The sequence below is a fragment of the Mesorhizobium sp. L-2-11 genome (genome assembly GCF_016756595.1).
Classification (GTDB): domain Bacteria; phylum Pseudomonadota; class Alphaproteobacteria; order Rhizobiales; family Rhizobiaceae; genus Mesorhizobium.
Genome location: NZ_AP023257.1, coordinates 2,098,255 through 2,121,458, shown reverse-complemented (window position 1 = coordinate 2,121,458; position 23,204 = coordinate 2,098,255). Strand labels below are relative to the sequence as shown.

Annotated in this window: 24 protein-coding genes and 1 pseudogene; 17 read left to right on the top strand and 8 right to left on the bottom strand. The window is 62.7% G+C overall.

What is annotated here, in order from left to right:
- Nucleotides 1-76: 76 nt before the first annotated feature.
- Both JG739_RS10175 and JG739_RS10170 read right to left on the bottom strand, forming a co-directional pair.
- Entirely contained in the window at nt 77-1,015 is a 939-nt protein-coding gene (locus tag JG739_RS10175; RefSeq protein WP_202366342.1) for a diacylglycerol/lipid kinase family protein, read from the bottom strand.
- 307 nt (nt 1,016-1,322) lie between these two features.
- Nucleotides 1,323-2,354, bottom strand: a complete 1,032-nt coding sequence (locus JG739_RS10170) for a CapA family protein (RefSeq protein ID WP_202366341.1) — start codon at nt 2,352-2,354, stop codon at nt 1,323-1,325.
- A 142-nt stretch (nt 2,355-2,496) separates the two neighbouring features.
- Between JG739_RS10170 and JG739_RS10165 the strand changes: the two genes are divergently transcribed.
- The 8 genes and pseudogenes from JG739_RS10165 to JG739_RS10130 all read left to right on the top strand — a co-directional run bounded on the left by JG739_RS10165 (nt 2,497) and on the right by JG739_RS10130 (nt 11,265).
- Nucleotides 2,497-3,750 carry a hypothetical protein gene (locus JG739_RS10165; RefSeq protein ID WP_202366340.1) on the top strand — a complete coding sequence of 418 codons (1,254 nt, stop codon included), beginning with the start codon at nt 2,497-2,499 and terminating at the stop codon, nt 3,748-3,750.
- A gap of 111 nt (nt 3,751-3,861) precedes the next feature.
- On the top strand, nt 3,862-7,110 hold the full coding sequence (uvrB, locus tag JG739_RS10160; protein ID WP_202366339.1) for an excinuclease ABC subunit UvrB: 3,249 nt from the start codon (nt 3,862-3,864) through the stop codon (nt 7,108-7,110).
- Between the two features lie 75 nt (nt 7,111-7,185).
- On the top strand, nt 7,186-7,464 hold the full coding sequence (locus tag JG739_RS10155; protein WP_202366338.1) for a hypothetical protein: 279 nt from the start codon (nt 7,186-7,188) through the stop codon (nt 7,462-7,464).
- A 302-nt stretch (nt 7,465-7,766) separates the two neighbouring features.
- Nucleotides 7,767-9,222: pseudogene (locus JG739_RS10150) on the top strand (ABC-F family ATP-binding cassette domain-containing protein).
- A gap of 264 nt (nt 9,223-9,486) precedes the next feature.
- A complete protein-coding gene (locus tag JG739_RS10145; RefSeq protein WP_202366337.1) occupies nt 9,487-9,783 on the top strand; it encodes a HigA family addiction module antitoxin in 297 nt (98 codons plus the stop codon).
- Between the two features lie 130 nt (nt 9,784-9,913).
- Nucleotides 9,914-10,099, top strand: a complete 186-nt coding sequence (locus JG739_RS10140) for a hypothetical protein (RefSeq protein WP_202366336.1) — start codon at nt 9,914-9,916, stop codon at nt 10,097-10,099.
- A gap of 199 nt (nt 10,100-10,298) precedes the next feature.
- A complete protein-coding gene (locus JG739_RS10135) occupies nt 10,299-10,727 on the top strand; it encodes a VOC family protein (RefSeq protein ID WP_202366335.1) in 429 nt (142 codons plus the stop codon).
- Nucleotides 10,728-10,911: 184 nt separating this feature from the next.
- Nucleotides 10,912-11,265 carry a DUF1428 domain-containing protein gene (locus JG739_RS10130; RefSeq protein WP_202366334.1) on the top strand — a complete coding sequence of 118 codons (354 nt, stop codon included), beginning with the start codon at nt 10,912-10,914 and terminating at the stop codon, nt 11,263-11,265.
- Between the two features lie 13 nt (nt 11,266-11,278).
- On the opposite strand, the gene JG739_RS10125 is transcribed toward JG739_RS10130, so the two are convergent.
- Together JG739_RS10125 and JG739_RS10120 are read right to left on the bottom strand one after the other, a co-directional pair.
- On the bottom strand, nt 11,279-12,913 hold the full coding sequence (locus JG739_RS10125; protein WP_202366333.1) for a tetratricopeptide repeat-containing sulfotransferase family protein: 1,635 nt from the start codon (nt 12,911-12,913) through the stop codon (nt 11,279-11,281).
- A gap of 195 nt (nt 12,914-13,108) precedes the next feature.
- Complete coding sequence (locus JG739_RS10120) at nt 13,109-13,303, bottom strand: hypothetical protein (RefSeq protein ID WP_202366332.1); 195 nt, start codon at nt 13,301-13,303, stop codon at nt 13,109-13,111.
- Nucleotides 13,304-13,670: 367 nt separating this feature from the next.
- On the opposite strand from JG739_RS10120, the gene JG739_RS10115 reads away from it, so the two are divergent.
- The gene (locus tag JG739_RS10115; protein ID WP_202366331.1) at nt 13,671-13,937 is read left to right on the top strand and encodes a hypothetical protein; all 267 of its coding nucleotides are present in this window, start codon (nt 13,671-13,673) and stop codon (nt 13,935-13,937) included.
- Nucleotides 13,934-14,182 carry a hypothetical protein gene (locus tag JG739_RS10110; RefSeq protein WP_027151070.1) on the top strand — a complete coding sequence of 83 codons (249 nt, stop codon included), beginning with the start codon at nt 13,934-13,936 and terminating at the stop codon, nt 14,180-14,182. Before JG739_RS10115 ends, JG739_RS10110 begins: the two co-directional genes overlap by 4 nt.
- Before the next feature lie 74 nt (nt 14,183-14,256).
- Here the strand turns inward: JG739_RS10110 and JG739_RS10105 are convergent, their stop codons facing one another.
- Entirely contained in the window at nt 14,257-14,658 is a 402-nt protein-coding gene (locus JG739_RS10105; RefSeq protein ID WP_202366330.1) for a Kazal-type serine protease inhibitor family protein, read from the bottom strand.
- Between the two features lie 515 nt (nt 14,659-15,173).
- On the opposite strand from JG739_RS10105, the gene JG739_RS10100 reads away from it, so the two are divergent.
- The 3 genes from JG739_RS10100 to JG739_RS10090 all read left to right on the top strand — a co-directional run bounded on the left by JG739_RS10100 (nt 15,174) and on the right by JG739_RS10090 (nt 16,566).
- Complete coding sequence (locus JG739_RS10100; protein WP_023799871.1) at nt 15,174-15,386, top strand: cold-shock protein; 213 nt, start codon at nt 15,174-15,176, stop codon at nt 15,384-15,386.
- 278 nt (nt 15,387-15,664) lie between these two features.
- On the top strand, nt 15,665-15,877 hold the full coding sequence (locus JG739_RS10095; RefSeq protein ID WP_095807042.1) for a cold-shock protein: 213 nt from the start codon (nt 15,665-15,667) through the stop codon (nt 15,875-15,877).
- A 272-nt stretch (nt 15,878-16,149) separates the two neighbouring features.
- Nucleotides 16,150-16,566 carry a BA14K family protein gene (locus JG739_RS10090; protein WP_202366329.1) on the top strand — a complete coding sequence of 139 codons (417 nt, stop codon included), beginning with the start codon at nt 16,150-16,152 and terminating at the stop codon, nt 16,564-16,566.
- 96 nt (nt 16,567-16,662) lie between these two features.
- On the opposite strand, the gene JG739_RS10085 is transcribed toward JG739_RS10090, so the two are convergent.
- The 3 genes from JG739_RS10085 to JG739_RS10075 form a co-directional block, all read right to left on the bottom strand.
- Nucleotides 16,663-17,304 carry an MBL fold metallo-hydrolase gene (locus tag JG739_RS10085; protein WP_202366328.1) on the bottom strand — a complete coding sequence of 214 codons (642 nt, stop codon included), beginning with the start codon at nt 17,302-17,304 and terminating at the stop codon, nt 16,663-16,665.
- A gap of 135 nt (nt 17,305-17,439) precedes the next feature.
- Nucleotides 17,440-17,757, bottom strand: coding sequence for a hypothetical protein (locus tag JG739_RS10080; RefSeq protein ID WP_027151066.1), 318 nt, complete (start codon nt 17,755-17,757; stop codon nt 17,440-17,442).
- A 145-nt stretch (nt 17,758-17,902) separates the two neighbouring features.
- Nucleotides 17,903-18,796 carry a branched-chain amino acid aminotransferase gene (locus JG739_RS10075; RefSeq protein WP_202366327.1) on the bottom strand — a complete coding sequence of 298 codons (894 nt, stop codon included), beginning with the start codon at nt 18,794-18,796 and terminating at the stop codon, nt 17,903-17,905.
- A 248-nt stretch (nt 18,797-19,044) separates the two neighbouring features.
- Between JG739_RS10075 and JG739_RS10070 the strand changes: the two genes are divergently transcribed.
- From JG739_RS10070 to JG739_RS10055, 4 genes are all read left to right on the top strand, one after another.
- Nucleotides 19,045-19,578 (top strand): MarR family winged helix-turn-helix transcriptional regulator, encoded by a 534-nt coding sequence (locus tag JG739_RS10070; RefSeq protein WP_202366326.1) that lies wholly within the window; start codon nt 19,045-19,047, stop codon nt 19,576-19,578.
- Entirely contained in the window at nt 19,565-20,284 is a 720-nt protein-coding gene (locus tag JG739_RS10065; protein ID WP_036261013.1) for a response regulator, read from the top strand. Before JG739_RS10070 ends, JG739_RS10065 begins: the two co-directional genes overlap by 14 nt.
- Before the next feature lie 52 nt (nt 20,285-20,336).
- Nucleotides 20,337-21,749 (top strand): ATP-binding protein, encoded by a 1,413-nt coding sequence (locus tag JG739_RS10060; protein ID WP_202366325.1) that lies wholly within the window; start codon nt 20,337-20,339, stop codon nt 21,747-21,749.
- Nucleotides 21,750-21,951: 202 nt separating this feature from the next.
- Nucleotides 21,952-23,037, top strand: a complete 1,086-nt coding sequence (locus JG739_RS10055; RefSeq protein ID WP_244749780.1) for a glycosyltransferase family 4 protein — start codon at nt 21,952-21,954, stop codon at nt 23,035-23,037.
- Nucleotides 23,038-23,204: the final 167 nt, after the last annotated feature.

Sequence of the window (23,204 nt, the reverse complement as noted above, 5' to 3'; positions counted from 1 at the left end):
ACGCGATTCCAGCATATTGGCCTGATCGCCGGACTCACGATCGAAGCCACCAAAACCAAAGTCTCAACGCCTTGATTCAATACCTCAGCGTCAGCGCGCCGGGCAGGATCTCGAAGGTCGCCGGTATTCGCCCCGGCGATTCACCGTCTACATCGACCAGCGCGCCGTTCTTCTGCACATCGCCGAGCGGTTCGACAACGACTTTCCTGCCGCGCAAAATGGTGATTGCCGGGTGGTTGCGATGCCGGCCGCCATAGAGCAGACGGATGTCCCAGATCAGCTTCAGCTTGCCAGCCGCGCGCAGGATGACGATGTCGAACTGACCGTCGTCCAGTTCGGCATCCGGCGCGATCATCATGCCGGCGCCGAAGAACTTTCCGTTGGCCACCGCCACCAGCGCGACGCGCACCTCGACCGGGACGCCGTCGTCGACGGTGATCACGACGTCCTGGAACCGGTAGCGCATGAATTCCCACACGGTGCGCCAGTAGAACAGCGCCTTGGCCGACACATTGCCCTTGCGCTTGTCGGCGTTGACCGCGCGGTCGGTGGCGCCCGACAAACCGAGGCTGGCGATGTTGATGAAATGGCGGCTGGCCAGCGCGCCATGGTCGTCGACATAGGAGATGCGGCCGGCATCGATCCTGCGGGCCTTGGCCTCGGCGATGCGCTTCAGCGTCAGGTCGACCTCGTCCGAAAGACCGAGCCCGCGGGCGAAATCGATGCCGGCGCCGCAAGGCAGCAGGCCGAGCTCGGCCGTCCGGCCGCTTTCCGCAAATGCCTGCAGCAGCCCGTCGGCAACTTCGCTGGCGGTGCCGTCGCCGCCCGCCGCGATCACCAAGTCGAAGCCGCTGGCGGCAAGGACCAGCGCCAGCCGTTCGGCGTCGCCGGTCACCTGCGTCTCGCGCAGCTCGAAATCGCCGAAATGTCTCCTGAGCGAAGCGCTGACCTCCGGCCAATGCCGCTTGAGCCAGCCGCCGCCGGCAATCGGATTGAGAACCACCCCGACCTTCAAGAATGCCCTCCCCTAACAAACTCATGATAGCCGATTTTATCGACGTCTCGACTACAGCACTGAGAGGCAGCGCTTCTCAAGCAGATGTTTGCGCTGCCCCTCATCCGCCTGCCGGCACCTTCTCCCCGTGAACGGGGAGAAGCCCGCTGTCGCTGCGCTGGCGCCCGTTCCGCGAGGCTGAGATTGGCGAAGTCATCACATGACGGCGTCTTTCTCCCCGCTTACGGGGAGAAATGTCCGGCAGGACAATGAGGGGCAGCGCATACTTGTGCGGTAGGCAACGTGCGGCTAGCCCTCTCTTACGGCGCTACGGAAAAATCGCTTTCCACCGATTTTCGACTTTGCTGCGCATTCGGCCCTCCAGCGCCTCGATGGGAACCAGCCGCTCATGGTCGCCGGCGCGCAGCCGCATGAAGGGATGCAGCCGGTAGGCGGCAATGGCGCCACGCGTGCCGGCGTCGGCGCTGATATCGACGGTCAGGATGCCGCCGATGCGGCCGGGCCACGGCTGCCGCGAAAAGGCGGTGCCGAGGAAATCGCCGAGCCCATAGGCGACGAGCGACTTGCCGATCTGCTCCACCGGCTGCACGACATGGGCATGATGGCCAGCGATCAGCCCGACGCCTTGCGCGGCCAGATGCCGTGCCAGTGCCCGCGTTGCGGCCTGTGTAAAATGCCGGAATTCCCAATCCCAATGTGGCACGGCGCAGGTAAGGTCGACGGCGTCGCGGCGCGGCCATTGTGCCGGCTCGCCTTGCATCGACACCCGGCCGGCGAACGCCGCTGCGCCGGCGTTGCGCCACAGCGTGAAGGCGGCAAAGCCGATTGTCAGCGGCCCGACCGCAAGGCATTCGACCGGACCGGCGGCTGCGGTACCGATGCTGCGGATGCCAAGCCGTTCCAGTGCCGCCACGGTCTCGTCGAAGCCCTCGACGCCCTGGTCGAGCGCATGATTGTTGGCGAGCGACAGCACCAGTTTCTCATGCGAGATGCCGGCGGCCCCCAGTGCCTCTGCAAGAAAGTGCCCGGTCATGGCGTGACGGGTGCCAAGCTTCGTGCCCATCGCCGCGCTCGGTCGCTCCACCACCGGGCTTTCGCAATTGCCGACCACCAGATCGGCGGAGCCGAGCAGCGTGGTGATCGCCGGGTCGCATTGCGGCGCGCTGCGATTGGCCACGGCGGAAATGTCGCCGACAAAGGCGAGTTGCACCGTCCGTGCCGGTGGCGGCTCGATCATGATTCCTGCCGCCGGCGCAAAGCCTTGTCGATCGCCACTGAGCGAAGGCTTCAAGAAGCGTGGCAGCCAGGACAATTTATAGGAAAGCGGATAATTCGACACGCGCAGCCTGCACCGGGATGAACGGCCACGGTAGACGATGCGCCCGATATAGCGAAGCGCCTCTGTTCGGAATCGTGCTGACAAGGCGCGGCACGCGAATTGCGTGTATGGTTGCCGCCGAACGGCATACCGGAGGACCAAGATGACGCGATTTTCGAGCCTGCTGGCATCCGCCCTTCTTCTGCTGCTGCCGGTTGCTTCCGCCGGTGCCGCGGCCTCCGAACCGGCCGCCCTGTTCGAGGCAAAAACCGTGGCCGACCGCGACAGCACGCTTGCCACGCTGGAAGCCGCTGCGCCCACTGATCCTGCGTCGGCCTACGCCGCCGGCGCCGGCCAATTCTTCACCGCGCTGGAGATCCTGGCCGGCGGTCTGCACCGCCACGGTTTCGAAAGCCCGCAATCGTTCATGCTGCCGCTGATGCGGCTGCCGGTGCCGGACAATCCCAATCCCGAGCCGCTGACTTACGACGGCTTCCGCGCCATCCTGATCGCCTTCCGCGATCGGCTGGAAAAGTCCGCCGCCAAGCTTGGATCCGTGCCTGCCGATGCCGACATCGGCATCGAGGTCGATCTCACCCGTCTCGGCATCGACCTCAACGAGAACGGCCAGATCGCGCCGGACGAAAGTGCCGCCGCAATCATGGCGTCCCTGTCACGCGGCGGCGGTGCGCCAGACCCGGCCGCACCCGCCCTCACCTTCCGCTTCGACCGTGCCGACGGCTATTGGCTGCAGGGCTATGCCGAATTCCTGATGGCGCAGGCGGATTTCTGGCTGGCGCATGATTTCAGCAACGCCTTCGACGGTTCGTTCCACATGCTGTTCCCGCGCGCCAAACTGCCGCTGCAGGACGCGCTGGTGCCGCCGGACGGCGGCATCAGCGGCGGCATGTTGTCGTCCGAGTGGCGCATCGCCGACTTCATCTCGCTGGTGCATCTGGTCAACTGGCCGGTGGTCGAACCGGAGCGCCGCCAGGCGGCGCGTCGCCATCTCATGGAAATGATCCGGCTGTCCCGCGAAGACTGGAAGGCGATCCGCGCCGAGACCGACAACGACCGTGAATGGCTGCCCGGCCCGCAACAGAAAGGCGCCAGCCCGCTCACCGGCCTGGAGGTCGGCGAGCAGCAGGTCCAGGCCTGGCACGCCGCGCTTGAGATGGCCGAGGACCTGCTCGAAGGCCGAACTCTGCTGCCGCATTTCCGCTTCGCCGACAAAGGCATCAACATGAAGCGCTTTTTCGACGAGCCAAAGCCCTTCGATCTGGTGCTGTCGATCACCGGCCCGGCCATCGCGCCCTATCTCGAGAGCGGAAAGATCCTCACCAGCGAGGAGTTCGGCCAGATCCAGCGCCAGTTCGGCGGCGCCGGGTTTTTGACCTTTGCGCTGTGGTTCAACTGAGAGCGCGTTCGACATCGCTCCTGACACCCTTGTGTCAGCAGCCTGGTTTCCTCTCGCGCCCCTGGTCACTCCGCTCTTTCCATTTTGGCCGATACCTCCCATATTTGCGGCATGGCCAAACTTCCTGACAAAAAGACGCCGCCGCCGGCGCGTGATGGTCGCGCATCGCCACCCAAGCGGCGCAGCCCGTTGACCGATTTCCTCGATGCGTCGGAGCCGCTGCACAAGGGCGGTTTTGCCGAGGCGCCGCAGACCGAATTCTCAGGCACGCCGCTGACCGGCTCGATCGCTGATTGGGCCGAGCAGATCGAACAGGAAGCCGAGAAGGAAGGGCGCCAAATCTCCCCCCTCGAGGGGGAGATGTCGCCGAAGGCGACAGAGGGGGTCGTCTCAGAAGGCACCGCCAGAGCGCCGAGCCCGGCCGCACCGACCCCACCCGGCGGCTCCGCCGCCACCCTCCCCTCAAGGGGGAGGGAAGGCGCCAAGGCGAAAAAAATTCCCGAACGCTCCTCCTCGCCGGGCCGCACGGCGCGCGGCACTTCGATGGGTGGCGCGGCTTCAGCGCGGGAGCGAACCGCGGCCGGCCTCAATCCGGTCGCCGGCCTCGATGTTTCGCTGGAGGAAGCCGAGACCATGGCCTCCGGCGGCGTCACCGCCACCGTCGCGGCGCTGTCGGCGCTGATCGAATCCGGCAACCCGCTGCACAAGGACGGCGTGCTGTGGACGCCGCACCGCCCGGCCCGGCCCGAAAAATCCGAAGGCGGCATCGCTATCAAGATGGTGTCGGATTTCGAGCCGGCCGGCGACCAGCCGACGGCGATCAAGGATCTTGTCGAAGGCGTCAACGACAACGACCGCACCCAGGTGCTGCTCGGCGTCACCGGCTCGGGAAAAACCTTCACCATGGCCAAGGTGATCGAGGACACGCAGCGCCCTGCCTTGATCCTCGCCCCCAACAAGACGCTGGCCGCGCAGCTCTATTCCGAGTTCAAGAAATTTTTTCCGGAAAACGCCGTCGAGTATTTCGTCTCCTACTACGACTACTACCAGCCGGAAGCCTATGTGCCACGGACGGATACGTTTATCGAGAAGGAATCGTCGATCAACGAGCAGATCGACCGCATGCGCCATTCGGCAACGCGCTCGCTGCTGGAGCGCGACGATGTCATCATCGTCGCCTCGGTGTCCTGCATCTACGGTATCGGCTCGGTCGAAACCTATACGGCGATGACCTTCCAGATGCAGATCAGCGACCGGCTCGACCAGCGCGCGCTGCTCGCCGACCTCGTCGCCCAGCAATACAAGCGCCAGGACATCAACTTCGTCCGCGGCTCGTTTCGCGTGCGCGGCGACACGATCGAGATATTCCCGGCCCATTTGGAAGACCGCGCCTGGCGTATTTCGCTGTTCGGCGACGAGATCGAGGCGATCACCGAGTTCGATCCGCTGACCGGCCAGAAGACCGGCGAATTGAAGAGCGTCAAGATCTACGCCAATTCGCACTATGTGACGCCGCGCCCGACCCTCAATCAGGCCATCAAGTCGATCAAGGAAGAACTCAAGCAGCGGCTGGTCGAACTCGAACGGGCAGGTCGCCTGCTCGAGGCGCAGCGGCTGGAGCAGCGCACCCGCTTCGATCTCGAGATGCTGGAAGCCACCGGCTCCTGCGCCGGCATCGAGAACTATTCGCGTTATCTCACCGGCCGCCAGCCGGGCGATCCGCCACCGACCCTGTTCGAGTACATCCCCGACAATGCGCTGGTCTTCATCGACGAAAGCCACGTCACCATACCGCAGATCGGCGGCATGTATCGCGGCGACTTCCGCCGCAAGGCGACGCTGGCCGAATACGGTTTCCGCCTGCCGTCCTGCATGGACAACCGGCCGCTGCGCTTCGAGGAATGGGACGCGATGCGCCCGCTCTCGGTGGCGGTTTCGGCGACGCCCGGCGCCTGGGAGATGGAGCAGTCCGGCGGCGTCTTTGCCGAGCAGGTCATCCGCCCGACCGGCCTGATCGACCCGCCGGTCGAGGTGCGCCCGGCCAAGACCCAGGTCGACGACGTCGTCGGCGAAATCCGCGAAACCACCAGGGCCGGCTACCGCACGCTGGTCACCGTGCTGACCAAGCGCATGGCCGAGGACCTGACCGAATATCTGCACGAGCAGGGCATTCGCGTCCGCTACATGCACTCCGACATCGACACGCTGGAGCGCATCGAGATCCTGCGCGACCTGCGCCTCGGCGCCTTCGACGTGCTGGTCGGCATCAACCTTCTGCGCGAAGGCCTCGACATTCCCGAATGCGGCTTCGTCGCCATCCTCGATGCCGACAAGGAGGGTTTTTTGCGCTCCGAAACCTCGCTGATCCAGACCATCGGCCGCGCCGCCCGCAACGTCGACGGCAAGGTCATCCTCTACGCCGACCAGGTCACCGGCTCGATGGAGCGGGCGATGGCCGAGACCAACCGCCGTCGCGAAAAGCAGATGGAGTGGAACGCGGCCAACGGCATCACCCCGGAATCGGTCAAGTCGCGCATCTCCGACATCCTGGACTCGGTCTACGAGAAGGATCACGTCCGTGCCGACATCTCGCAGTTCACCGACAGCGCCGGCGCGATGATCGGCAACAATCTGAAAACCCATCTCGACGCGATGGACAAGCAGATGCGCGACGCCGCCGCCAATCTCGACTTCGAGAAGGCGGCCCGCATCCGCGATGAGATCAAGCGGCTGCGCGAGATGGAGCTGTCCATCTCCGACGATCCGCTGGCCAAATATGCCGACATGGAAAGCCCGGTTTCGGGCCGCGAAAAGGGCAAGCACAACAAGGGCCGCGCCATCCACCGCACGGTCGACGACGACGGCAGGGGTCTGTTCCGCAAGCCCGCGCTCGATGAGATGGGCGCCGACGGCGCCGTGCCGGTCAAGAAACCGCTCTTCGCAAAACCTTCGCTCGACGCGATGGGCCCGGGCACCGATATGCCGACGCCCGCCGGTGCAGTGTCGCGCTCGCTGTTCAAGAAACAGTCGGCGCAAGAGGCGCATGGTTCCGACTTCGGCATCCCCGGAGAGCCGACCAAACCGCTGTTCAAGAAGAACACGCTCGACGAGATGACCGTGCGCCGGACCGAAAAACCGGTCGAGGGAAAAGTGCCAGCCAAGCCACAGCCGATCTCCCCCCGTGTGGGGGAGATGCCAAGTGGCGGCAAAGAGGGCAGGACAGAGGGGGGCGCGAAGGATCGCGACGATGCCAGTAAACCCACTGTCCGTCAGCGCGCCGGCATCGGCTCCTACGAGGATCCAGGCGACGCCCGCCGCGAAAAACGCCGGCCAAGCAAGACTGGGCGGCCCGGGCGGTAGTGATAGACACCCGTTACGATGATTGTCCCCCGCCGACTTGACGAAGACGAATTCAAGGCTTGCTTTGCAGAGCCTATGACCGACGTCACCGTCACGGCCGAGGCTGCCTTGGATATTTGGCCGTATGTCCACGCGCTGGACCTAGAGCAGATTGGCCTGCCCTATCTGAATGAGGTTCGGTATGTTTATCGAGACGCACGAGACCGATTTGACCAAGTGCTCATCGGCACTGGGCGCTTCAACACCCTTCTTGTTATCGTTGTCGACCTCGGCAATAGCACGGTGTTCGGGCATTTCCTGCTCGATCTGGACAAGGAATATGGATCAAGCGGTGGCCACTTGAGGTCCGTCTGATAGTCGCCCTTTGGTTGGCACCGACCAATCCCTTGCCACCAACCCCTCCCTGGTGTAGCCAATCCTCAATTCGAACTTCTTGAAAGGAGGGCTGCGTGACTTTCGACCACCACCGTCAGCGCGGCCCTGTCTGTGCCCTGCGAGCTTGCTTGCAGGGCTAACCAGAGACGGTCCGGGTTCTCCCGCTTCGATTTTCTTGGTCTGCCCTTCGTGGTGCTGCAACGCCGAGCCTGCTGGCCCGGCTGCGCACCGTAAAAGTGCATCGAACCGGAATTCATTCCGGGCAGACCAGAGAAACCAACATGGCCCTGATCAGCCTCAAATCCCTCGGCGTCACCATGAGTGCGCCGCTCTTTTCCAAACTCGACCTCAGCATTGGCAACGGCGACCGGCTCGGCATCGTCGCCGCCAACGGCCGCGGCAAGTCCACCTTGCTGAAATGCTTGACCGGCGAGATGGAGCCGACATCAGGCGACATCACCCGCACGCGCGGCCTGCGGATCGGCTATGTCGAGCAAGCCGTTCCAATGGCGCGTCGAATTGGTTCTCGCTTCGCTCGATGTGCCGCAGCCGATGCGCGAGCGGCCGATGCGGGCCTTGAGCGGCGGCTGGCAAAGACTGGCGCTGATCGCCCGCGTCTGGGTCACCGATCCCGACGTCCTGCTTCTCGACGAACCGACCAATCATCTCGACCTCGCCAAGATCAGTCAGCTCGAAACCTGGTTGAATGCGCTGCCGCGCGAGGTGCCGGTGGTGATTGCCAGCCACGACCGGGCGTTCCTCGATGCAACGACCAACCGGACGCTGTTCCTGCGCCCCGAACAGTCGCCGGTATTCTCGCTGCCCTATTCGCGGGCGCGCGATGCGTTGAGCGAAGCCGACGCCTCGGCCGACCGAAAATTCCAGCGCGACATGAAGGTGGCGCAGCAATTGCGCCGGCAGGCTGCCAAGCTTAACAACATCGGCATCAATTCGGGCAGTGACCTCCTAACGGTCAAGACCAAGCAGCTCAACCAGCGCGCCCAGCGCATTGAGGAGGTCGCAGCGCCGGCGCACCGCGAAAAATCGGCGGGCGCGATAAAGCTCGCCAATCGCGGCACCCATGCCAAGGTGCTGATCACGCTCGACGACGTGGCGGTCGAAACGCCTGACGGCACGCTGCTGTTCAGGACCGGCAAGCGCCACATCTGCCAAGGCGACCGCATCGTGCTGCTCGGCAGGAACGGCGTGGGCAAGTCGCGGCTGATCAGCCTGGTCAGAAAGGCCATCGTCGAGCCGGAGACCGCGGCGCAAGGCGTGAAGGTGACGCCGTCGACGGTGCTCGGCTACAGCGATCAGGCATTGTCTGATATCAGCGGCGACGACACGCCGCTGGCGATGCTCTCGCGCAGATTCGATGTCGGCGAGCAGCGCGCCCGCTCGCTGCTCGCCGGTGCAGGCGTCGGCATCGACATGCAGGAGCGCAGGATCGCGGTGCTGTCGGGCGGGCAGAAGGCGCGGCTGATGATGCTGGCGCTGAGGCTCGCCAATCCCAATTTTTATCTGCTCGACGAGCCGACCAACCATCTCGACATCGACGGCCAGGAGGCGCTGGAGGCGGAATTGCTCGGCCATCAGGCGAGCTGCGTGCTGGCATCGCACGACCGCTCCTTCATCAGGGCGATCGGCAACCATTTCTGGCTGATCGAGAAGCGGCGGCTTGCCGAGATCGACAGCCCGGAAGATTTCTTCCGGGAGGTCGCCGTGACGGCAGGTTGAAGCAGATCAGTTCCGCGTCTGCTTTCGGTGGGTGGACGGGGCGGAAGCTCAATCTTACCTTCTCCCCTTGTCTGCGGGAGAAGGTGGATTGGCGCGCAGCGCCAAGACGGTTGAGGGGGTGTTGGCCGAAGGGCCGCCGGCGCCAAGCTGGAGCACCCCCATCCGACCGCTTCGCGGCCACCTTCTCCACAAGGGGAGAAGGGGGAGCATAGCCACCGCCGTCGAAATTAACCGTTGTCAACCGCTCACTGCCAGGAGCTTATCATGTTGCACTTTGACACCCCGATCCATCCCGGAGAGATCTGTCGAGAGGAATTTCTTGTTCCGCTTCGTCTGAAGCCTTACACGCTGGCCAAAAAGCTGCATGTTCGACGCACGCGCCTCGAGCGCCTGGCCAGCGAGACGACACCGGTAACTCCCGACACCGCGCTGCGCCTTGCCAAGTTCTTCGGAACAACGCCGCAGTTCTGGATGAACATGCAATCCAGTTACGATCTCGCGGTAGAGGGCGAAGCCAAGAAGGCCGAACTCGACGCAATCGAGCAGATGGAAGCTGCTTGAGATCATCGACGGCGGAGTAAATCCGGTCCTGCGCCAAAAAAATTCCGCCAGTCCTGTCGGATGATAGTCGCGCGCCACGTCCTTGGGTTGCCGACACGGTGATGCCGGCGCCAATCGAGGAGAGAGCATCATGTCCATTCTGTCATCCGTTGGTCGCATAGCGACCCGTTATTCGGCGGCTCGCTCCCGTTACCGCAGCGAGCGCGCCCTGCTTTCATTGCCGATCGAGCTGCGCAAGGACATCGGCTGGCCCGAGATCGTCGTCGACGCGCAAAACAGCCGCCGGATTGCAATCTCCCTGTCTGAGGCAAGATGATCCGAGGTAAGATGAAGAGACCAACCGGCCGCAGCGGCGCCGTCACAAGCCTTGCGCGTCGCCCAGGGTTATTTCCAACCGCCGACGGCCCGGCGCATCTGGTCTCGGCATTAAAAAATGCATCTGACGTGTAGGATCGCCTCCGCTTCATTCGTCCTGTGGTCCGCAAGGTCAAACCAAACGCAGAGAGGAGCAAGAGATGAACGACCAGCCCCAAACCCAGCCTAAAGCGAAAGTCCTCGGCGGATTGACGCCCTACCTTCAGTTGGACGGCGCCTTCAAGGCTTCGGAATTCTATCAGAAGGCCTTCGGTGCCGAGCAGGTCTTCTTCTACCCGCCGGACGAGCAGGGCCGGACGATGCACATCCATCTCCACATCAACGGTTCGACCTTGATGATTTCCGATTTCTATCCCGAGCACGGAATGGCCCCGGTGAAGCCGCAGGGCTTCACCATGCAGCTGCATCTCGGCAGCGACGACATAGACGCCTGGTGGAAGCGTGCCATCGATGCCGGTTGCCAGGAAGTGATGCCGTTGCAAGTGATGTTCTGGGGCGATCGCTGGGGCAACATGCGCGATCCGTTCGGCGTGGAGTGGGCGATGAACGCGCCGGTGAAGGCGGCGTAGCTTATTTTGTCCTTCTCCCCTTGTTGTGGGAGAAGGTGGCCGCGAACCGGTCGGATGAGGGGTGTTCCAGCTTGGCACCGACGGCACTCCGTCCAGCACCCCTCTTCCGTCTTGGCGCTGCGCGCCAATCCACCTTCTCCCACAAGGGGAGAAGGAAGAATCCAGCAACCCAAGGAGAAACAAAATGTCCTATGTCGATGGTTTCGTACTTGCCGTGCCCAAGGCGAAGCTCGATGCCTATAAGAAAATGGCACAAATGGGCGGCATCGTCTGGAAAGAGCATGGTGCGCTCGCCTATGTCGAATGCATTGGCGACGACGTGCCCTATGGCGAGGTCACCTCGTTTCCGCGCGCCGTGCAGGCCAAGGATGACGAAATTGTCGTCTTCTCATGGGCCGTCTATGAATCGCGAGAAAGCCGCGATGCGGTCATGGCCAAGGTGATGGCCGATGAGCGGCTGAAAGGCGATTGGTCGACAATGCCATTCGACGGCAAGCGCATGATCTTCGGCGGCTTTCAGCCCTTCGTCGAGCTGTAGGCCCGCAAATGCATTACGCCAGCCGGTCGAGCAGTGGCTTGAGCCGGTCGCCATAGCGCTTCCACAGATCGACCGAGCCCTGGTACATCGGCTGGCGCACCTGCGCCGCAGACGCCGTGCGCACCGGCCGGTCGGTCTCATGGAACGACAGCACCGCATCGTCCCATGGCAGGCCGAGATGGGCGATCAGCGCCCGCGTCTGCCCTTCCTGATCGGCGACGAAATCCTCGTAGCGCACATCATGCACGACATCGGGCAGAACGGTGCGCCAATGCGCCATGATGTCGGTGTAGAGATTGTGGAAATCGGCGAGTTCGCCGAGGTCGTAGCCGTAGCGGTGGCTGTCGCCGCGGAAATGCACCTTGTAGATCGACAGGCAGGTCGCCGCCGCGTCGCGCGCGCAATGGATGATCTTGGCCTTGGGCAGCATCAGATGGATGAAGCCGACCAAAAGGAAATTGCCGGGCATCTTGTCGGTGACATGCCGGAACCCCGGATAGCGGGTGTGCAGAAGGTCCAGATAGGCCTGGCCTGCCTCGGCAAAGGCCTTGTCGGGCATGTCGGCGATGCCGCTGGGGAAACCGCCCTTCATACCAGGCGGAAACTGTTTTCCCACCGCCGTCTTCAAAATGCCGAGCTCGCCCGCGCCATAGACCTGCGGATGGCTGGCGATGATCTGCTCGACCAGCGTGGTGCCGGAGCGCGGCATGCCGACGACGAAGATCGGCGTGTCGTCGGCGATGCCGCTCGGTCGGTGCTTGTCGAAGAAGGCCTTGTCGAACACCGCCTTCATCGTTCCGAATTCGGCGCGTGTCTTGTCCGCATCATATTCGATGCCCGTGCGGCGGATGGCATTGCCTTCGGCGAAATAATCGAAGGCGCGGCCATAATCCTTCAGATCGTCATTGGCTTTGCCGAGGCCGAACGAAAGCTGCATGCGCGCCAGGCTGCCTTCCGGCGCCTTGGCGTGCTGCGCCTCCATCCCGGCAAGCTCGGCGTCGCGCTCCTGCTGGCGCTTGACCTGGGTGAGCATCAGCCAGGCCCTTGCCATGCCGGGATCGACCGCCAGCGCCTGCCGGAAATGCTCTGCTGCCTCTGCGAGCCTGCCCTTCTCCATAAGCCCGACGCCGAGACCGTGCAGCAGGTCGGCGTCCTTCGGCCGAATTGCCAATGCTTCGCGGAAGACGGCGAGCGCCTCGTCGAGCCGCCCAGCCTCCTGCAGCGTTTCGGCAAGCCCAATGCGGGCGCGAACATGGAACGGGTTGCGACCGATGGTGCCGCGAAAAATCGCCTCCGCGCCCTCGAACTGGCCGAGTTGCTTCAGCAAGGAGCCGAGATTGTCGCGCGCCGCGAGTTGGTCCGGCCGGATTGCCACCGCGCCACGGAAGAAATCGACGGCTGCACCGACACGGCCGAGGTCGCGCATCACCGTGCCGAGATTGTTGAGGAAATCTGGATTCTTGGGCTGCAGGCGCACCGACTGTTCGAGCAGATCAAGTCCTTCGGCGCTGCGCCCGGTCTGGTGCAGCAGCAAACCGAGGAAATGGGCCGCCGCCGCATGATTGGGCTTTTGCGCCAGCACCTGCCGGTAGAGCATCTCGGCTTCCTGCCGGCGCCCCGCCTGATGCAATTGCAGTGCCTGCTGCACGCGCTGGTCGAGCCCCAGCGGCGGCTGTCCGCCTGAGCCGAAATTGCCGCCCGCGCCTGCCGGTCTTCTCGGATCTCTGTTGATGGGAAACCTGCCGTGTTTTGTCCGCCTGCCGCGATCTAGGCCATCGGCGCGGCAGGATCAAGGGTCCGCAGGCCAGCTTGCCGGAAATCCTGGGTTCATGGCCGGGCCATGTCAGATCAGACGGTTGGTCTCCGCAACCTGTCTGGCCCGCCGCAGCGTGCCGTCGGTATCGGCGATCTTGCGCCTTGCTGCCTCGTCACTTCGTATCGTCAGCCGTGCCGACATGACTTTCGCAGGCCCGACGACCTGCTTAACAATCGGCTTGACTGTTACGGCCGAACCATCAGGTGTTTTCACGGAAACCATGGTTTTTCCTTTCAGATGTAAATAAAATCGATGCCGGGATTAATTTTTCCGGCACAACCTCAAACAATTCTTGTGAAGTTTCCGGATCGTATCACCATTTCCCAAATAGCCCTAGAAAAGTAATTTTACGACAAGGTGGGCGACGGACCGGAATCTTCTTGAATAAACCGCAATTTTGGATTAGTGAATTGAGATCGTTTTTTGGGCCAAGCTTGGCATCTCGCGGCGTCAGAAGTTCTCGACCCGCCAAACTCATTCCAGATCGCCGATACCCAAATTGCCGAACAGGGGACCCACGACCTTAAGTCCCGGTGCCGCGAAGCGGGCACCATCTTATCGGATCCAAAACGCATTTCGAGGCACGAGAATGTCTGGCCGAACTACCCATTCCATCGCGCATTTCGAGGCATCCTTTATGCTCGGCGGCCTGGAAGGAAAATTGCCGGCCGGCGACTACGACATCGACCACGATGAGGAGCTTGTCGATGGCATCTCGTGGCTTGCCTGGCGCCGTGTCGCCACCTTCATCCATCTGCCGGCGAGAACGGTGAAAAGCCGGACCAGCCAATTGGTCGCCATCGACTTCGCCGAACTCGAAACCGCGCTGAGGCGCGACCAGGAGAATGCCGCATGATCCGCTTCCAGCAGAACGCGCGCCCGCGCACCGACACGCCTGCGCATCTTTTCGCGATCGGCCAGACCGTTCGCATGAAGAGCCGCACCGGCCTTGTTCAGAAGACCGCCGAGCTGTTCCAGATCAAAAGCAGGCTGCCGGTCAAGGACGGCTCGCCGCAATACCGCATCCGCAGCGACGAGGAGACTCATGAGCGGGTCACCACGGAAGACAATCTCGAAGTGGCCGACGATCCAAACAGCTAGCCCCCATCTACCGTCGCCACCATGTTCACCGGATGAGCCCCTCCCCGCCCGGAGACGGGGATGAAACCAGCCTCTCAGCAGGGACGATCGCCGACGATGCGATAGTCGGCGGCGCGAGCTTCGCAGGCGTTGGGGAAGGTGCGCAACGCGCTGCCGCGGCGGGCGCAGACCGGGCGGTATTCGCGCGTGCAGAATGTCTGCTCTCCATCACCGCCATCGTCGCGGCACTGGCCGCCGCTGATGATGCGATATCCGGCCCGCTCGGCAAGGCAGGCATTGGCGAAGGTCTGGCGGTCGCCACCGCGCCGGGCGCAGACCGGATCATATTGTCTGGTGCAAAATTGCGGCTCGGGCCGAGGCGGGCGGTACCCCGGTCCGTCCTCCTCCACCACCACCGCGGTACAGGCTGCAAGAACAGGCGACAGCAACAGGATGGCAAAACCCTGTCGCGAGAAGATTGCCGCAAGAAATTTCATCACCAGACCTCCGCCGAGCCCCCGCTCCAATGCATGTCACCCAAAGCATATGCCCACGGGGTTCTGACCCGAGAGTGCGAAGCGGTTTGGGACAACGGCATGCGCGAAAATGAAGCCGATCCTCGCCATTCCACCCGCCGAATGCAACCCCGTTTGCAGGCTCCCAGCCGGCTGGACCATGCGCGAGGGCCGGGCTATGGCTTGTGACCACCGGGTGAGCACCCCCGCTTTGTCGATGCCATGTGTGCGAATGCGTCCAAGAGCGGTCGTTGGCGCTACCTTGCAACCATCGAGTTTCCGTGCGATAAATTTTGTGTTCGGGCATTTGCGACCCGGAGAGCGGAACGTTTTGGACGACCTTTCCCCGATACTGTGAATCTCTGACGGCCCCGTTTTTCGGCGGGGGTTCTAATCATGCGCCAATGCATGACTGCCGAAGCAACCACCGGGACTTGCCCACGGCGTCAGGCGGCGGGCAAACCACAAAGACTGACACGGGTGAAGGAGTTTCCCCAATGGCCCAGACCGGCACCGTTAAATTCTTCAACGCTACCAAAGGCTTCGGCTTCATCACGCCAGATGACGGCGCCAAGGATGTGTTCGTCCACATCTCCGCGATCGAGGCTTCGGGCCTGCGCACGCTCGTCGATGGCCAGAAGGTTACGTTCGATGTCGAGCCCGACCGCATGGGCAAGGGACCGAAGGCGGTCAATCTCCGCGCCGACTGAGTTGTCGGCGCGCATGTCCGCCCGGACGTGCCAGGCGAGGTGCCAGGCCAGAGGTGCCAGCAATAAGCCCGAGGCCCCTTCAGAGGCCTTGAACCGGCTTTCAGCGCCGGACCCGAGTTTCGAAGGCGCGGCGGTTTCGTCGCGCCTTTTTTGTGGCGGGGCGGCAAGCCACTGCTCGCAAAACTTTCTCTTGCCGATGGCGCTAAAATAAACGACAAATTTCCACTCGGGCATTTGCCGGCCCGAGACTGGACTTGATGGGATCAAAGGAGCTTCCCATGCCGCAGACCGGCACCGTCAAATTCTTCAATCATGCCAAAGGCTTCGGCTTCATCACGCCGGATGATGGCGCGAAGGATGTCTTCGTCCATATTTCGGCCGTGCAGGCGTCGGGTCTTCCCGGTCTTGAGGATGGGCAGAAGGTAACATTCGACACCGAGCCGGACAAGCGCGGCAAGGGTCCGAAAGCCGTCAACCTGTCGATCAGCTGAGCCGAGCTCGAGACAGCGTCTGGCGGTCCGCTGCGCAGCCCGCTCCTTGTTGAGCGTACGATATTTGTGCCTTGCGCCATGCCCGATCGAATTTGTGCCTTGCGCCATGCCTGATCGAATTTGTGCCTTGCGCCATGCCCCTGACCGATAAATCGACAGGTCCCAGCCCGCCAATCTCGTTCAGCCCCCGTTCAGCCACGGTCGCCTATTGATCTTCGGTAAAGCCGGACCGCATCCCAAGATTACCCTGGGCCGGCATGAAGGAGACCGAGATGAATCGAATTTTCAAGACCGCCGTCCTGTCCGCCGCGATTGTTGCAACCACGCTCGCGACCTTGCCGGCGGCCAGCGCTGGTGACTGGCGCCACCGGCACCACCATCGTGGCAATGGCGATGCGATCGCGGCAGGCGTCCTTGGTCTCGCGGCCGGCGCCCTGATCGTTGGTGCGCTCAACAACCCGCAGCCCAGCTATTACGACCCCGGCTATGACGATTATGGTCGCTATCCACGGCCCGCTCCGGTGCGCCGCTACTACGAGCAACCGCGGGTCGTCTACAATGACGGCTATGCCGAGCCGTGGACCCGCGGCTGGTATGAATATTGTTCGGATCGCTATCGGTCTTTCAACGCCCACACCGGCACGTTCACCGGCTATGACGGCGAACAGCATTTCTGCACCGCGAACTGAGGCTTCCCTGCCCGCAAAAAAAGCGCTGTCCGCAAGGCCAGCGCTTTTTTTGTCGGCATTATGCGCGTCGCGTGAGGCTCCGCAGCCACGACGCGTTTAAATCAGGAATGGATTGCTCCGGCGCTCCTCGCCGAAGCGACCGCCGGGACCATGGCCGCAGATGAAGCCGATGTCGTCGCCGAGCGGCAGAAGCTTGTCCTTGATCGAGGCGATCAGCGCGGCGTGGTCGCCGCCCGGCAGGTCGGTGCGCCCGACCGAACCGCGGAACAACACGTCGCCGACATGGGCGAACTTCGCAGCACGATTATAGTAGACGACATGGCCGGGCGCGTGACCAGGGCAATGAAGGACTTCGAACGCGTGCTGGCCGAACGAGACGGTATCGCCTTCGCCGAGAAAGCGGTCGGGCACGCAGTTGCGCACCGGATCGGTGATGCCGTAATGTTTCGCCTGCTTCTCGAGATTGGCAAGCAACGGGCGGTCGGCCTCGTGCGGACCGATGATCTCGATGCCAAGCGCCTCCTTCAACTCCATGGCGCCGCCGGCGTGGTCGATGTGACCATGCGTGATCCAGATCGCGCCGGCATTAATCGCATTGTCCTTGAGCACTGCCAGCACCTTGTCGATGTCACCGCCGGGATCGACGACAACGCCTTGCCTGTCGTCCATGTCGAAGAGGATGGTGCAGTTTTGCTGGAAGGCCGTGACCGGCACGATGCCGGCGTTGAGCTGACCCATTGATCGTCCTTTCGCTGTGTCGCTTCTGATTTAGAGACACACGCGAACGTCGTCCACCGCATCCGGCTGTCGCGACAACGCACAAATGAAATGGGCGGCCGAAGCCGCCCACGCAAAAGCCCGAAACCGCCAGGCTTACTTCTTCGTCGCGTTCATGACCGCGCCGATGATGGCCGTCAGAATGGCGCCACCACCGGCACCGCCGAGGATGTTCTGCACGTTCAGCGCGCTGCCCAATCCGCCCGTTGCCGCTGCGGCCGCAGCCGGATCGATCGTGCCGCCGCCGAGCAGGCTGCCGAGGATGGCCGCACCGCCGACGCCGCCAAGCGCGCCGCCGAGGATTTTGGTAAGCTGCCCCATTGCCGCTGTCTTGAGCGCCGCGCCCACCGCCTGGCCACCAATGACACCCATAATCACCTGAACAATGATCTGAAGAAGCGTGTTCATGTCCATATTAACAGTCCCTCCATAGCTGCCAGCCTCCCGGGCCGGCAGCATCATGAGACGCCGAACTGGACCAAAGTCAAATGCAGAAGCGCTTAAATAAAAGGGGCGGCCCGAAAACCGCCCCTACTTATAAAAAAAGTTGTGACTATCGTTATTCTGCGGCAATCGCCTGCTTGGGTTGAACGGCCGCAGAATAGTCGTTCATCAGAGTCTTGGCGATTTCGCCCACCTCGAATCGGTATGGACCGATCTCAGAAACGGGCGTCACCTCGGCCGCCGTTCCGGTGAGGAAGCACTGCTGAAAATCTTCGAGTTCTTCCGGCATGATGGTGCGCTCGATCACTTCGAAGCCGCGATCCTTGGCAAGATCAATGACTGTACGGCGGGTGATGCCGTCGAGAAAGCAATCGGGGGTGGGTGTGTGGATCTTGCCGTCCTTGACGAAGAAGATATTCGCGCCGGTCGCTTCCGCAACCTGGCCGCGCCAGTCGAGCATCATGGCGTCGGCATAGCCCTTGGCTTCGGCGGCATGCTTGGACATGGTGCAGATCATGTAGAGGCCGGCAGCCTTCGATTTCGACGGCGCGGTGCGCGGATCGGGGCGGCGCCATTCGGCCAGATCGAGACGGATGCCCTTCAGCTTCTGTGCCGGATCGAAATAGCTCGGCCACTGCCAGATGGCGATGGCGCAGTTGATACGGCTGTTTTGCGCCGAGACGCCCATCTGTTCGCTGCCGCGCCAGGCGATCGGCCGGACATAGGCATCCTGAAAACCCTGCTTCTTCAACAGCGTGCGGCAGGCGTCGTCGATCTCGGCAACCGAATAGGGAATTTTGAAGCCGAGCAGGCGTGCCGATTCGTGCAGGCGCTCGCTGTGTTCGGTCAGCTTGAAAATCTCGCCGCCATAGGCGCGTTCGCCCTCGAACACCGCGCTGGCGTAGTGCAGGCCATGGGTCAGCACGTGGATCTTGGCGTCGACCCATTGGACGAACTCGCCGTTCATCCAGATAAAGCCGTCCATTTGGTCAAAGGGAACGGATGCCATGGTAACCTCCCGCGGGCGGCCGCCCGCACATCATTGTGTCGTTGCGCGTTTCTTGTCAGCCGCACCGGGCGGCCGGTATCTCGAAGCGTAGGCGGATATATAAGGTCTGGCAAACACAGGAAGTTCCGGAAAATCGGCTTTCCCTTGCCTTTTCGTTCGCAATCCGCCGAAAAGCTTGTCAAAAATTACCATTGCCGGGAAATTACGTCAATAGTACTGACATAATTTCCCTTTCGCACGGAGAAAAGATGACGGATCGCAGCCACCCAGCCGGAAAACCGATCAGGACGGCGATCACCGACGAGGACGGCATCGACTTTGCCATCATCGAACTGTTCTTCTTCGCCTATCGCGATTTTACCTCCGATCCGGACCAGATCCTGTCCGACTATGGCTTTGGCCGCGCCCATCACCGGGTCCTGCATTTTGTCAATCGCAGGCCGGGCCTGACGGTCGCCGAACTCCTCGACGTGCTGAAGATCACCAAGCAGAGCCTGGCGCGCGTGCTCAAGCAACTGATCGATACCGACCACATCGTCCAGTTGCAGGGTCCGCGCGACCGCCGCCAGCGCGAGCTCTATCCGACAGCCAAGGGCCGCGCCCTGGCACTGGCGCTGGCACGGCCACAGTCACGCCGCATCCATGCTGCATTGGAAGATTCCGGAGCCACCGAACGCGCCTTGATCGAGCGCTTCCTGGAAGCGATGGTCAATCCGGAACTAAGGGCGCAGATCGACATTGTGCTCACAAAAACGTCAGGGAAAAGCCATGGAGACCATTGAAAGGGTTGATCAACCGGCAGCACCGGACGACGATGCGCCGCATCTGCTGGTGATTGATGACGATACCCGTATCCGCAATCTTCTCAAACAATATCTGACCGAAAACGGCTTTCGCGTCACCGTTGCCGGAAATTCCGGCGAAGCACGGCGCAAGCTCGCCGGCCTCGATTTCGATCTGCTGGTTCTCGATATCATGATGCCAGGCGAAACCGGCGTCGACCTCGCCAAGGCGCTGCGGGCAACCAAGAACGTGCCGATTCTGATGCTTACCGCGCTCTCCGAGACCGACAGCCGGATCACCGGGCTCGAGGCCGGCGCCGACGACTATCTGCCGAAGCCTTTCGATCCCCGCGAACTGATCCTGCGCATCAACAACATCTTGCGCCGCGGCGGTCCGGCGACGACGCCCAAGGTCGAGCAGCTGGTTTTCGGGCCTTACACGTTCCAGATCGCCAGGCGGGAGCTCAAGCGCGGCGGCGAGGCTCTAAAGCTGACCGACCGCGAGCAGGAGATCCTGGCGATCTTCGCGGCGCGGGCCGGCGAAACGATACCGCGTCATGAACTTGTCGGCGACGAGTCCGAAGTCGGCGAGCGCACCATCGACGTCCAGATCAACAGGCTGCGCCGCAAGATCGAGCGCGATCCGTCCAATCCGGTCTGGCTGCAGACCGTGCGCGGTATTGGGTATCGGCTCAGCGTGGAATAGACTGCCGCCCGCAGCCCCTTGTCGAGGAGCTGCGGATGAGCAAAAAGGGCGAATGGCGACCACGCAACTGGAACGGCCGGGAGATCGCGGCTTGAGCGCTCGCGCCAGGCGGGCGCTGAAGGCGGTGCCGCTTGCCTGGAAACGGTTCTGGCGCCTCGTTTCGCTTTACATGCCGAAGCGGCTCTATGCCCGCTCGCTGATCATCGTCATCGCGCCGATGATCCTGCTGCAATCGGTGCTCGCCTTTGTCTTCATGGAACGCCACTGGCAGACCGTGACGCAGCGCCTGTCGCAGGCCACGGTCCGCGACATTGCGGCGATTGTCGACCTGGTCGAAACCTATCCGAACGACGCCGACTACGCCAACATCATCCGCATCGCGCAGGATCGCATGCAGCTGAAGATCGACTTGCTGCCGCCCGATCCGCTTCCGGCGCCCGGTCCAAAGCCGTTCTTCTCGATCCTCGACGAAATTCTCTCGTCCGAGATCACCCATCAGATCAACCGTCCGTTCTGGATCGATACGGTCGGCAATTCCAATATCATCGAAGTCCGCGTCCAACTCGAGGGCAAGGTGCTGCGCGCCTTCGTGCGCCGCAGCCAGGCCTATGCCTCGAACACGCACATTTTCCTGATCTGGATGGTCGGCACCTCGCTGGTGCTGCTGATGATCGCCATCCCATTCCTGCGCAACCAGATCCGGCCGATCCTGACGCTGGCCGAGGCCGCCGAAAGTTTCGGCAAGGGCCGGCCGATGCCGCTCGATTTCCGTCCGCGCGGCGCCGAGGAGGTTCGCCGCGCCGGCTTTGCCTTCATCCAGATGCGCGAACGCATCGAACGTCAGCTCGAACAGCGCACCGCCATGCTGAGCGGGGTCAGTCACGATTTGAGAACCATCCTCACCCGCTTCAAGCTGCAGCTTGCGCTGACCGGGACCAAGGCCGACACCGAGGCGCTCGGCCAGGACATCGACGACATGCAGTCCATGCTGGAAGGCTACCTCGCCTTTGCCCGCGGCGAGGCAACGGAAGACGCCGGCCGTTTCAACCTTCAAGCCTATTTCGACAAGCTCGGCGAGGAGGCGACGCTGCGCAAGCGCAAGCTGTCGACCGCGCTCGCCGGCGATCCAAATGTGCATGTGCGGCCGCACGCCTTTGCCCGGCTGTTGTCCAATGTCGTCGGCAACGCCTTCCGTTATGCCAAGACGGTTGAGATCAACGCCAACCACGGCCGCGGCACGCTGCTCGTCACCATCGACGACGACGGTCCGGGCATTCCGCCCGAAAAGCGCGAGCACGTGTTCAAGCCTTTCGTGCGGCTTGACGAGGCCCGCAATCTCGACGCCAGCGGCACCGGCCTTGGCCTTGCCATCGCACGTGACATCGCCCGCAGCCATGGCGGCGACATCATGCTCGACAAGAGCCCGCTCGGCGGCTTGCGCGCCGTCATCAAGGTCCCGGCCTGATTAGAGCGACGTGCCTCCTTGGACGCACAAAGTACGCTCTACAATTTGAACCCACGCGAAGTGCGTCCAATTGGACGCACTGCCTTCATCGGCCCGTCATGAAACCATGCTGAAGAGCGCGCATGAAGCGCGTGATCCTGATTGATTCGGCCTCGCGGCCCCGCATCAAGGAAACCGACGACCTTTCAAGCAAAGGCCTGCTATGCGCATCCTGATGGTCACCGACGCCTGGCGCCCGCAAGTCAACGGCGTCGTCCATACGCTGGAACGACTTTCAGAAACCCTGAAATCCTTCGACGTCGAGACGGACTTCCTGACCCCGAACATCTTTCGCACCTTGCCGCTGCCGACCTACCCGGACATCCGGCTGGCGCTGACGACGCCAGGCCACGTCGCGCGCCTGATCGAAGCGCGCAATGCCGATCATATCCATATCGTCACCGAGGGCCCGCTCGGCATCATGGCGCGGCGCTATTGCCGCAAGGCAGGCCGGCCGTTCACGACTAGCTATCACACGCGCTTTCCGGAATATCTGAGCGCGCGGCTGCCGATACCGGAAGCCTGGGCCTATCGCTGGCTTCGCGATTTCCACAATTCCGGACAAGGCACGCTGGTCGCCACCCAATCGCTGGCGGACGATCTGGCGGCGCGCGGCTTCACCAAGCTCAGGCCATGGACGCGCGGCGTCGATACCGACCATTTCCGGCCGGACAAGAAGAAGGATATGGGGATCAAACGACCGATCTTCCTCTGCGTCGGCCGCGTTGCGATCGAAAAGAATCTGGCCGCCTTTCTCGACCTGGATTTGCCCGGCAGCAAGGTGGTCGTCGGCGAGGGACCGGAGTTGGCCAGGCTTAGGGCAAGATACCCCGATGCCCACTTTCTTGGCCACCGCCCGAACGACGAACTGGCCGAAATCTACGCCTCTGCCGATGTCTTCGTCTTTCCCAGCCGCACCGACACGTTCGGCAATGTCATCATCGAGGCGCTGGCCAGCGGCACGCCGGTCGCAGCCTATCCGGTGACCGGGCCAATCGACATTGTCGGCGACGGCGTCGGCGGAGCGGTGTCGAACGATTTGCGTGAGGCCGCGCTCGCCGCGCTCGATGTCGACCGCGCCGAAGCGCGCCAACGGGCAATGCGCTATAGCTGGAAAGCCTGCGCGGAGATGTTCCTGGAGACGGTTGGAGAGGCGCTGGGCACCCAGCGAAAACTGACACCACCCTTCGTCATCCACGGGCGAAGCGGCGGCAAAGCCGACGCGCAGACCCGAGGATCCATTCCGTGACCTGCGAGCGGCCCCTTCGGTGAAGAACTTGTTGGGCTGAGGCGGCGAGCTGCACCAAAGGCATCGGCGACGGCACGACCGTGCTCGTGATGCGGATGGCCTCCCGACATCTCGCTTATGCCTGGACTGAACCTCCTGACAGGATTCGGCTGCCCGTGATGCTATGG